Raw genomic sequence first — 11,976 nt, forward strand, 5'->3', positions numbered from 1 at the left:
GACCCGGAATGGGCGTTGATCGCGCCGATGATGCCGCCGGCCAAGAAAACGGGTCGACCGCGTACGACACGTTTGCGCGACGTGTTCGATGCGATCCTCTACATTGCAACGACCGGATGCCAATGGCGCATGTTGCCCAACGACTTCCCGCCGGTTTCAACCGTTCGGGGCTATTTCTACGCGTGGCACGATGACGGCTTGCTTGATGAGATGAACCGTAAACTGGTCGAAGTCGCGCGTCTGGCCGAAGATCGCAAAGCCCAGCCAACAGCCGGGATCATAGATAGCCAGAGCGTAAAAACCACTGAAAGCGGTGGGGTTAGGGGGTATGATGCCGGTAAGCGGATCAAAGGGCGCAAACGTCATATCGTCACCGACACGGTTGGATTGCTGGTGGGCTTGGTGGTCCACAGCGCTGGAATTCAAGACCGCGATGGCGCACCGGATGTGCTGAAGGCTATAGTTTCGCGCTACCCATCGCTGCGACACATATTTGCTGACGGTGGATATGCAGGGCCAAAGCTGCGGGACGCGCTGAAAGCCCTTGGCCGATGGGCCGTCCAGATCGTTAAACGCTCCGACTCCGCTGAGGGCTTTGAAGTGCTTCCGCGCCGATGGGTTGTTGAGCGTACTTTCGCATGGCTGAACCGATGTCGCCGTTTGTCGAAAGACTGGGAGAAAACAATCGCCAGCGCAGAAGCTTGGATCCTAATCGCCCACATTCGACGCGTCACACGACATCTCGCAAGAACATGAAATCAAACGAATAGTTTTGAATCAGACTCTAAGCCAGAACTTGAATTTTTACCGCGCTGGGTCGCACGCGAACAAACAAAACGCCACGAGATCGGTCCTTCGGTTCGCGCGACGGCCGGCAAGGGGTTCGTGGGATGGCTGTTGCGACGCTCATCACCGTGGGATTTGCTCAGCCGTCATTGACGAAAATCAATCCTGCGTAGGTTCGGTCGGGCTAGAATTCAAAGAGCTCTGAAAAAAATGCAGCTATTGGGACGTTTCCCTTTCCATCGGCGAAACGCTCAGTTTGGAATAACAAAGAAACGAGATGATGATAGCCTCACCCTCAAACAATCACTCACCGTCTGATGGCGAAAGCGTAGATCGAATGGATAAGACGCCGGTTGCCTCGGATGTCGTGGTTTGCGTCGATGAGCCAGAATCTGCGGCAGGATTGCTTCCACATGCCCAAATCCTCGCTAAAGCGCTCGGAGGGATAGTTTCGCTTCTTCATGTAATGGAGGCGCGCGGTAAGGATGCTGCACCGATAGATCCGATCGATTGGGGCATTCAAAAGCGTGCCGTGAGAAATCGCCTTCTGGCTATTGCAAAGCAGTTCAACACTCCAGATCAGAGTATCGACATTCACGTGCTTGAGGGCAGCTGCATCGAGCAGGTCAGGAGTTTTTGGGTCGATCGGCCCAACGATGCTGCTGTCGTGTTGGGAGAAACGCAATCCCTGCCTGGGCATACTGGCGGCTTCATCGATGTGGTTCTGGCGTCAAGCGAGGTGTCGATCTTGTTGGTGCCAACCGACGCGCCATTAATGAAGACTCGGCGATATACAAAAATCCTCGTTCCAATCGACGGCTCCGGAAGATCCGCGAGCGCCTTGCCAACGGCGCTGCGTCTGGCAAAGGCGACACAGGCGACATTGGTCCTATGCCACGTGACGCCGCCACCCGGGCTGACGAAAATTGGTGCCGTCGATAGCGAAGCGATCGAACTGGGCGACCGTGTCACGGCACGAAACAAGCGGGTCGGACAGGCCTTTCTGAAACGCCTCATGGAAAGTGTATCGAATTGCGGCGTGCCGATCTCGACACGCATCGTTGTCGGGGGCGATGTCCGGAGAGCTTTGATCAAAATGATGCACGATGAGGGGGCAGACTTCCTCGTCATGGCATCCCATGGGCAAAGTGGACACGCTGACGTGCCCTTGGGCAATGTCGCCAACCACATTCTGACGCAGTCCAAGATCCCGGTCTTGATGGTGCGACAAAGGCTGAAATCCGCCGAGAATCATGCCTTTAGTGGCACAACATCCGAAGGTATCAGGCAGCCCTCCGATCTTAGGAAATGACAAGCCTTGTGGAGACGGCAGGGCGCCCAGTGGACGAAGATGCCGCCGGACGGCTTGCGGAGCTGCATCAAGTCGGCGAGGGCGAGCCTTGCGAACTGGTGTGCTATCGGTCCTTGTCCGCGTTTCCTGATTGGCTGAACTGCCTACGTGCCTATTGCCAGAAGCCGCCACCAGATCAACTCAGGGCGGCAGATTGGCTTCTGGACAATGATTATCAGGTCGCGCGTGCAATCCGCCTCGTCCAAAAAGACCTCCCGGCAGATTTCTATCGAAAACTTCCCGGCTTGACCGCGCCGAAGGGTGAAAACATCCCACGGATCTTTGCGTTGGCAAAGGCACTGATCCCTGCATTTCGACCTCAGATCTCGCTGAACGATCTGATCGAATTCGTCACGGCCTATCAATCCTCCGCGCCACTTACGAATGCCGAATTGTGGGCGCTGCCGTCCATGCTTCGACTGGCCAGCCTAGAAGACCTTGTCAGTGCATTCCATCAGTTGAGCGCAGATCTCTCGCCACCTTTCGAACCGCTCGAAGCAGCTGGCGATGATACGGTGGCCGAAGCCACCGATCGTATTGAGCTGGCAATATCGAACCTCATTGCGGCGCAGTCAATCAAATGGGCGGATTTCGTTGACCAGGTCAGCCCGATCGAGGCGATCCTTTCCGATGACCCGGCGGCTGCATATGCTGGGATGACCTTCGAGACGCGCAACCGGTATCGAAGGACGGTCGAACGGATGGCGCTTCGGTCGCGCATGTCAGAAGTCGAAATCGCACGAAACGTGGTCGAGCTTTCGAGCAAACAGGATGCCAATCCAGTCGAGGCGCATGTGGGCTACTGGCTGATTGCTGGAGGGCTTCGGAAACTGGAGGCCGTGACAGGCTACCGTCACACGCCGGCGGAGTTGATTCAACGCCCCTTTATCGGGCGAACAGGAGCCTTTTATGCCACAGGCCTGATCTTGTGCTTTCTCGCCGCGCTTGTGCTGCCCCTTGCTTATTTAGGGAAGCATGATCCTGGATTTTGGCAGTGGGTGGCCGGTGTATCGATGACCGCACTACCGGCGTCCATTATCAGTGTTGCAGTTGTTCACTGGTGCATCACAAAGTTGGCGACGCCGATCTCTTTGCCTGAGTTGGACTATAGTGACGGGATCCCAACCCATTGTGCAACTGCCGTAGCGGTCCCCGTGATCGTAAAGGAAGCTGAAGAGGTTTCCAGAGTACTCGAAAAACTAGAAATCCGCTGGTTCGCGAACCCCGACCCAAGCCTGCACTACGTGATACTCTCTGATTTCGCAGATGCCGATCAGGAAGTTCTGCCCGGTGACGCACCTATTGAGGCGGCTTTACATGCAGGGGTTGACCGGCTGAACCGGCGGCATGGCGTGATGGCCAAAGGTCCGTTCTTCCTTCTCCATCGGCCGCGCCGGTTCAATCCCAGTGAAGGCTGTTGGATGGGTTGGGAGCGCAAGCGCGGTAAGCTTGAGGAATTCAACAGCTTTATTGTGGATGGGATCTCTGACGGATTTTCTGTCACTGTCGGGGATGTCCAGCGCCTTGTTGGCCTGCGATATGCAATTGTTCTGGATGCGGATACCGAGCTGCCTCCCACTGCTGCAGAGCGTCTGGTCGGACTCATAGCCCACCCCCTGAACCGCGCGAGATTCGACGAGAACACGGGGCGCGTCGTGGCTGGGTACACGATCCTCCAGCCAAGGATTGAAATCTTGCCACAACTGGGTGGCGGGACTCATTTTTCCTATCTCTATGGCGGCGATACGGCGATCGATATCTACTCGCGGGCAGTTTCGGACGTCTATCAAGATCTCTTTGAAACCGGCATCTTTGTGGGAAAGGGCATTTATGATGTAGCCGCCATGCAGCGGGTGATGCAGGGTCGGGTTCCCGCAAACAGCATCCTCAGTCATGATCTCTTTGAGGGACTTCACGGGCGCGCAGGTTTGGCAAGCAATGTCGTGGTCTACGAGGATGTCCCTACCAGCTATCCGGAGCATGCGATGCGCATACATCGCTGGATGCGCGGTGACTGGCAGCTTGTGCAGTGGCTTGGCCGACGCGTCCCATCGGGGGACGGAACCCGCGTTCCAAATCCGCTCGGTCTGCTTGATCGCTGGAAGATCGCTGACAACCTAAGGCGAAGCCTGCTCCCCCCTGCGCTGCTGGCATTCCTAATCGGCGGATGGGCGATCTTGCCCGGCAGCGCACTTGTGTGGACGCTTTTGGCGCTGGCAGCGCCCGGCGCATACCTGATCGGAGAGGTCATAGGCGTTGCGAGTGGTGGGGTACATCGCGGCTTCATTAGAAAGACTGGGCATCGGTTTCGCGCGCAGGGAGGAAGATGGTTTCTATCGCTTGCTTTTGTCATTAGCGATACCTTGGTCGCCATCGACGCAATTGCATCGACGCTTTATCGTCTATTTTTCAGCAAACGCCACCTTCTGGAATGGACTTCTGCCGCCCATGCAGTGGCCTCACTTTCCCACAGAAACATCCGGTGGACGACATGGCATCGAATGTGGCCATCCACGGCGCTTGCTGTCGTCATCGCGGGCGACTTGGCCCTATATGACTTTGCCTCGCTATTGCCTGCGACGCCCATCCTGGCGCTTTGGCTGATCGCGCCGGAGATTGCGATCTGGACAGCAAAGCCGCGCAGGTTTCGGGGAGAAACGCCCTCTGAAGCCGACCGTCGTTATCTGGCTCAACTTGCACGTCGAACCTGGCATTTCTTCGAGACATTCGTTGGTCCTGAAGACAACTGGCTGCCACCGGACAACTACCAGGAAGTGCCCGAGCGCAAGGTCGCGCACCGGACCTCGCCCACGAATATCGGTCTCTTATTGGTCTCTACCCTTTCGGCACGCGAACTCGGATTTATCGCAACAAGCGAACTCGTTATGCGCGCGCAGAATACCCTGGAGACACTCGACAGGCTAAAATCCCATCGCGGCCATATACTGAATTGGTACGATACGCGAAGCTTGATGCCTCTCAATCCGCAATATGTCTCAACCGTTGACAGCGGCAATCTGGCGATGTCGCTGATCGCGCTCAAACAAGGGTGTCTTGAACTCGCTGACCTCCCTGCATTCGATAGTCGCAACTTTGACGGTTTGATAATATCGTTGGAGCTATTAGATCAGGCCGTTCGACACCTGCCAAACCATGATACCCAAGCCTTTGCAGACGCAAAGGCCGCGTTTTTACGACAGGTCGAGACATCGCGGACAAATCCGTCTGACTGGCCCGTCCTGATCAGCGGACTGACATCAACGCATTGGCAGCTGTTGGAAGAGATCATTCAGGACTCGATCAAGATATCCGTCGATGTTCTTCCTAAAAGCCTGCACGATGTGAACGTCTGGATGGAGCGGGTCCGCCATCATCTTCACACTCTTGAGCGGGACCTGGCGTACCACCTGCCCTGGCTCGGCCCGCTCAACGCAGCGGCGGCAAACGATGCTGCTTTCGCCGAGCAGGTTGGGCGCATCCTGTCGCCTCTCGCAACTTCTGATGGGCGGCAAACGAACGGGACTGAGCTCTTGGCGGAGATCGACAACAGATTGGCCCAGGGCGGATCATCTGCCGCATGGCTTGCCGATCTTCGCGATGCCATCGAGCGTGGAGAGGCTGCCCATGCGCAATTGCGAACCGATCTGAAAAGCGTGGCCGATCACGCGGACAGGCTCGCCTATGGGATGGACTTCAGCTTTCTCTATAATCCCAAGGTTAGGCTCTTCCAGATTGGCTACAATCTAAGCGCCGGACAGATGGACACTAGCCACTACGACCTTTTGGCGACCGAGGCCCGCCTGGCCAGCCTGTTTGCCATCGCCAAGGGTGACGCGCCGATGGAGCATTGGTTTTCGTTCAGCCGCCCGATCACGCAATTCAGCGGAAAGCCGTCGATCCTGTCCTGGAACGGGTCGATGTTCGAGTACCTCATGCCACCCCTTTTTCTGCCCAGCCATCGCGACACACTGCTTGGAGAAAGCGAGCTGACTGCCGTCGAGGTCCAGCGCACCTATGCGGCCGAGCGTGGTATCCCGTGGGGTATTTCGGAATCGGCTTTCGGAGTCACCGATGGTGCGGACAATTATCAATATCGCGCCTTTGGCGTGCCGGGGCTCGGGATCCGTCGCGGTTTGACAGAAGATTTGGTGGTGGCGCCCTATGCGACGGCACTGGCGCTTTGCTCCTGGCCCGGCTCCGCCACTCAAAACTTGCGGGAACTCGAAAGCCTGGGTGCGCTGACCTGCTATGGTTTTATCGAAGCGCTCGATTTTACGCCCAGTCGTGTGTCCGAGACCCGGCCTTTCGTGGCCGTCAGGGCTTTCATGGCGCATCATCAGGGCATGACGATGGCGGCGATCACCAATGTGCTGAGCGACGATTGCCTGGTGCGTTGGACGTTGCGCGAGAAACCGATCTCTGCAGTCGATCTCTTGCTGCAGGAACGCGTGCCGTGGGACGCGCCGCTCGAAGCGGGCCGTGCCGACGAGACATGGGAGACAGAACCGGCGGCGTCTGGTCCGCCTGCGTTGGCACCTTGGATTCCGTCGCCGGAAGCAGCCGTGCCGCAGATGCATTTTCTGGGGAACGGTCAGATGTCTGTCGGGATATCCAGCGCAGGTTGTGGTGGGCTGAGTTGGCGTAAGATCGCGCTGACCCGTTGGCGGCCCGACCCCACAAGCGACAGCTATGGGACATGGCTCTATGCGCAAGATTTCGATCGCAAAAGGCTTTGGTCGGTTGGCCGTTTGCCTGCGGGGGCACGCTGTCACGAGACGAAAACGGTCTTCCACCAGCACATGGTCGAGATGCTGCAGCGGTACGAGGACATTGCGATCCGCATGGAATTAGTGATCGCCCCGTTCGACGACGTGGAGATCCGCCGCGTAACGGTCATTAACGAAAGCAATACCGAACGGACAGTTGATCTGACAAGCTATGCAGAGATCGTGCTTGCCCCCCCTCAGGAAGACGAACGGCATCCGGCCTTCAGCAAGCTCTTCGTCGGTAGCGATTACGTTGTCGGAGAGGACGCGTTGATATTCGAGCGCCGGCCGCGCCGACCGGAAACCGTCCCGCCCGTTCTTCTGCACAAATTGGTTGCCGACGATCCGGACATCTCTGTGGTCGGTCACGAGACGGACCGCGCGCGGTTCATCGGCACGACCGGCAGCTTGGCATCGCCGATGGGCCTGCGAGAAGAGCTGAGCGGGACGATCGGGTGGACGCTGGATCCGATCATGGCGCTGCAAGCGCGGGTTAGCCTTGCGCCGATGGAAACCAAGCAATTCGCCTTTCTGACAATAACCGGCACCTCTCGGGGGCAGGTGCTGGCCACCGCCCGGCGATTCCCGCAGTCGTCTCTCGATCGGGCCTTTCGGGATGCAATGCTAGAAGTGAGACGCACCGTTCACCGTCTAAAGATCGAACCGCCTCATCTTCCCGAGCTTCAAGTTCTGTCGTCATTTCTTGCTCAGCCCGGCCACACGCTTCGCTCAGTCGTTCGCCAGACCGGCGAAGGCTGGCAGGGACAGGCAGGCCTTTGGCGGTTTGGCATTTCCGGAGATCTGCCGATCCTGCTTGTGAAGCTCGATAGTGCGGACGAACCTGACCTGCTGGACATTCTCATTCGCGCCCAACGGCTTTGGCACAGTGTCGGATTGGAGACTGACCTCGTGGTCCTGCGAAGCGCTGTATCGAGCTATGAAGAGCCTTTGCGAGAGTATGTGCTGTCGGTGCTTCGAGACAGCCACTCCGAGGGGTTTCTGGGTCGACGCGGCGGCATTCATCTGCTGGCCTCGGACCAGATCGACATTGCCACCCAAAGAGGTCTTGAGGCCGCGGCGCATATCGTCCTGACGGGGGATCATGAGAGTCTGGCCGATATCGTCGATGGCGCGCTCGACGCGCGCGCGCCGCTCCCGCGGTTCGAACCTTCGGCGCATGCGGCCTTTACCAGTGCGCCTCAGGCGGCCCGGCCAGAGGGCCTGCTTTTCGACAATGGTCTTGGCGGTTTCAACGAGGTGACCCGCGAATACGTGATGCATCTCGCCCCCGGCCAGCACACGCCTTCTCCTTGGTGTAATGTGCTTGCCAATGATCACTTCGGCACAATTGTCAGCGAAGCAGGCCTTGGATTCACCTGGGCCCTGAACAGCGGTGAGCATCGCCTGACGCCCTGGTCCAATGATCCGGTCTTCAACGAACCTGGAGAAGTTCTTTACTTGCGGGACGAAGCGCTGGCGGAGGTCTGGACGACGACGCCCGCACCGATGGGCCAAGACGCCGAGTGTCAGGTCAGTCACGGGATGGGCTATTCGCGGTTTCACCAGACCAGCAGAGACTTGGAGCAGGAGATGCTGGTCTTCGTGCCGGTGGACGCACCGGTCAAGCTGGTCCGCTTGAGGCTCACGAACCTCTCCCCGACTGCGCGGCGCCTGACAGCGACATACTATGCCGAATGGCTGATCGGCGCGACTGCAAGCGTGGCCAAGCCCCACGTCACCAGTCTCTACGACCCGAGACAGAAAGCGATACTTGCGCAAAACCACTGGAACCCTGAGTTCGGGCGCCGCGTGGCGTTCCTCTCCGCCTCGGCAGAACCGCACAGCGTAAGCGGAGACCGGCGCGACTTTCTGGGACAGGACGGAGATGTCTCGTCACCCGATGCGCTGCATCGATGGGATTTGGGTGACCGCTTCACACCGGGTGGCGATGCCTGTGGCGCCTATCAGGTACACCTTGTGTTGGAACCAGGGGCTAGTGAGGACGTAGTGTTCATCTTGGGAGAGGGTGGCGATCAGGCCGAGGCGGAGAGCCTGATCGCGCGTTGGCGCAACCCGTCTGAGATTACCGGAGCACTCCGGGATCTGCGTGCATTCTGGGATACAAAGCTTGGCGCACTTCAGGTCAAGACACCGGATCTTGCCCTGAACCTGATGGTCAATCAGTGGCTGCCCTATCAGAACCTTTCCAGCCGGATGATGGCGCGTGCCGGGTTCTACCAGGCCGGCGGAGCGTTCGGTTTTCGCGATCAGTTACAAGATATGCTTGGTGTCCTTCATAGTGACCCAAAACGAGTGCGCTCACACATATTGCGTGCTGCCCGGCACCAGTTCGAAGAGGGTGACGTGCTGCACTGGTGGCACCCACCGGGCGGCCAGGGTGTTAGAACCCGCTGTTCGGACGACTACCTATGGCTACCCTATGTCGTCGCGCGGTATGTTGAGGCGACGGATGGTGCCAATATCCTGTCGGAAGATGTTCCATTTCTTGCCGCGCCCGAGCTGCGACCGGACGAAGGCGACCGATATGAGCGGTTCGACTTGGGCGAGACCGCATCCCTTCTGGAGCATTGCGCCCGCGCAATTGATCGGGGCCTGCGAACGGGCGCTCATGGTCTACCGCTGATCGGCAGCGGCGACTGGAACGACGGCATGGATCGCATTGGCGCAGGTGGAAAGGGAGAAAGCGTGTGGCTTGCCTGGTTTCAGATTGCCACGATCCGTGCCTTTGCGCCGCTGGCCGAGGCTGCAGGCGAGACAGATCGAGTTGAACGCTGGAAAGGCCACATTCAGAAACTTCGAACGGCCCTCGACGAACATGCTTGGGATGGCGCGTGGTATATAAGGGCTTTAGACGACGACGGCGTCTCCTGGGGGTCTCACACGAATGACGAGTGCCAAATTGACCTCATCGCACAGTGCTGGAGCGTTCTTTGCGGCGACCCACCCGACGAAAGGTCACGGCAGGCATTGAAATCAGCTTGCGAACGGCTGCTGGACAGCGACCAAAGATTGATACGGCTGCTGACACCCCCTTTCCAGAACAGCAATCGGGACCCTGGGTATATCCAGGCCTATCCGGCCGGTATCCGCGAGAATGGCGGGCAATATACCCATGCGGCTGCGTGGCTCGGGGTCGCGATGGCTGAAATCGGGGACGGCGACCGCGCTTGGCAAGTCTTTGATATCATCAACCCGATCCGCCGGAGCGAAACCCAAGAGGCGGCCGAACACTATCGACGAGAACCATATGTTCTCACAGGTGATGTTTCAGGCAAGGATGAATGGACAGGGGTTGGCGGATGGTCATGGTATACCGGTGCTGCCGGCTGGACATGGCAGTTGGCCACGCGCGGCATTCTGGGCGTTCGCCTGAAGACAAAAGGCGTACATCTGGACCCCAGTCTGCCGAAAAAATGGGGCGGTGCCGAAGTTGCCTTGGATGGTGACCGGGGCCGCATGACCATCACCATCGAAGACCCAGAACACGTTGGTACCGGCGTTGTTGCAGTAACGGTGGATGGCGCTCCTTTCGGGTCGCAGCTTGTCCCATTCCCAGATGCCGGACAGAGCCGGCACGTTGTGGTTCTGCTGGGAACGGCCGGAACCGCCGACGCCGAAGCATCCGGTAGCCAAGGTTAGGCGCGCGCGCTCAGTTCCCCTCCAGGACCCTTTACGGTGCTGCGCAGTATCTCCTCAACACCTCGGCGCATATCGGATTTTGGTTCGCAACAAAGAGCGTCGCCTCAAACATTCCAACCTTGGATCCGCAATCGAACCTGTGACCTGAAATACTGAAACCGGCAAGTCCAAGGCGGTCTATCCCACGGGCGATGCCATCCGTAAGTTGGATCTCTCCGCCTGCTCCAGGCGCCTGCGCCTCAAGGTCCGAAAATATCGAAGGATCAAGGATGTATCGCCCAATCACAGCCAAGCATGACCGCGCCTTGGCTGGTACCGGTTTTTCGACCACGCCATCGGCATGGAAAAACTGGCCTTCCTGCGATGTCACGGACAGAATACCGTAGCGCTCGGTCAACTCCCTCGGGACCTCCATGGCCGCGACGAGATGCTTGGCTGAACAGGTCGCGTAGGCCTCGATCATCTCGCTCAGGCAGCCTGGCTCGCCCAGAATTAGGTCATCTGGCAAGACGACGGCAACCGGACCTGGAAGAACTTGGGTCTTGGCACAGAGAACCGCATGGCCCAAGCCAAGCGGCTCATTCTGCATGACGAAAATTACTTCAGTAGAGGATTCGTTGAGAGCGGATTCTTCCAACTCGTGCGCAAGCCGCGCCTTTCCGCGTGCCTTTAGCGCCTCCCGCAGTTCTGCGTCGTCCCTCACATAATGTTCAATGGCGGACTTTGTGGGATGGGTCACAAAAACCATCCTTTCAACACCCGCGGCGCGGGCTTCATCGATTGCAAACTGGATCAGCGGTTTATCAATAACCGGAAGCAACTCCTTCGGCGTGCCCTTGGTGGCTGGGAGGAATCTGGTGCCAAGACCAGCAACCGGAAATATTGCCGTGCGAACCATTTTGGTTTTCATTCACTATCCTTACTTCCTATTGCCAAGCCTCAGGTCGTTGCATGCTCCGGATGGTGACGTCGCGCGCTGGCTCAGGAGTGCTGTCAGACCAATGCAAACTCAATGTCCCGGTTGCCCACCTAGGTATTGACGCCTATTTTCAAAGCCTCGTGGTTCACAAGTTGGCCCATGGCCGCGCAGTCGAACGCCTGTGCGTCCGTCAATCGTTTGGATCACATCTAGCATTGGGAAATCACCGTCGTTTCGGGCTGCCAATAGCGATAGGTCAGGCACCTTAACGGACATGAACTCGACCATCGGGCCGTCGCCAGTCCCGGAGACGCCGTGACACGCTGCACAGGCATTTACGTCCTCTTCACGACCAGTGTCGCCGGCCCAAAAGGGCTGAAGCTGACATCGCGATGTTTTCCGCCGCCAAACAAACAATTTTAGGAACTGAAACTGACATTTCGCTCTCCTGAACTAATCCTCTTAGTTCCTTATTCTATCGTCAGACGCAGTCG

5 protein-coding genes are annotated in these 11,976 nt (G+C 57.9%); 3 read left to right on the forward strand and 2 right to left on the reverse strand.

Features of this window, described 5'->3' with window-relative positions; all coding sequences use genetic code 11:
• The 3 genes from Q1B15_RS11275 to Q1B15_RS11285 form a co-directional block, all read left to right on the forward strand.
• Window positions 1-756: IS5 family transposase (locus Q1B15_RS11275; protein ID WP_299753837.1), on the forward strand; the 756-nt coding region annotated here is incomplete at its 5' end.
• Window positions 757-1,123: 367 nt separating this feature from the next.
• The gene (locus Q1B15_RS11280; protein ID WP_299753838.1) at window positions 1,124-2,098 is read left to right on the forward strand and encodes a universal stress protein; all 975 of its coding nucleotides are present in this window, start codon (window positions 1,124-1,126) and stop codon (window positions 2,096-2,098) included.
• Window positions 2,095-10,563 carry a glucoamylase family protein gene (locus tag Q1B15_RS11285; RefSeq protein WP_299753839.1) on the forward strand — a complete coding sequence of 2,823 codons (8,469 nt, stop codon included), beginning with the start codon at window positions 2,095-2,097 and terminating at the stop codon, window positions 10,561-10,563. The genes Q1B15_RS11280 and Q1B15_RS11285 overlap by 4 nt, the downstream gene beginning before the upstream one ends.
• A gap of 31 nt (window positions 10,564-10,594) precedes the next feature.
• On the opposite strand, the gene Q1B15_RS11290 is transcribed toward Q1B15_RS11285, so the two are convergent.
• Both Q1B15_RS11290 and Q1B15_RS23470 read right to left on the reverse strand, forming a co-directional pair.
• Window positions 10,595-11,473, reverse strand: a complete 879-nt coding sequence (locus Q1B15_RS11290; protein WP_299753840.1) for a UTP--glucose-1-phosphate uridylyltransferase — start codon at window positions 11,471-11,473, stop codon at window positions 10,595-10,597.
• 99 nt (window positions 11,474-11,572) lie between these two features.
• Entirely contained in the window at window positions 11,573-11,899 is a 327-nt protein-coding gene (locus Q1B15_RS23470) for a c-type cytochrome (RefSeq protein ID WP_366141711.1), read from the reverse strand.
• Window positions 11,900-11,976: the final 77 nt, after the last annotated feature.

This window comes from uncultured Boseongicola sp. (assembly GCF_937988555.1).
GTDB lineage: Bacteria > Pseudomonadota > Alphaproteobacteria > Rhodobacterales > Rhodobacteraceae > Boseongicola.

What these genes read in the sequence shown, in the direction of transcription:
- Q1B15_RS11285 (WP_299753839.1), top strand. Translation starts at nt 2,095, where the DNA reads ATGACAAGCCTTGTGGAGACGGCAGGGCGCCCAGTGGACGAAGATGCC.
- Q1B15_RS11290 (WP_299753840.1), bottom strand. Translation starts at nt 11,473, where the DNA reads ATGAAAACCAAAATGGTTCGCACGGCAATATTTCCGGTTGCTGGTCTT.
- Q1B15_RS11280 (WP_299753838.1), top strand. Translation starts at nt 1,124, where the DNA reads ATGGATAAGACGCCGGTTGCCTCGGATGTCGTGGTTTGCGTCGATGAG.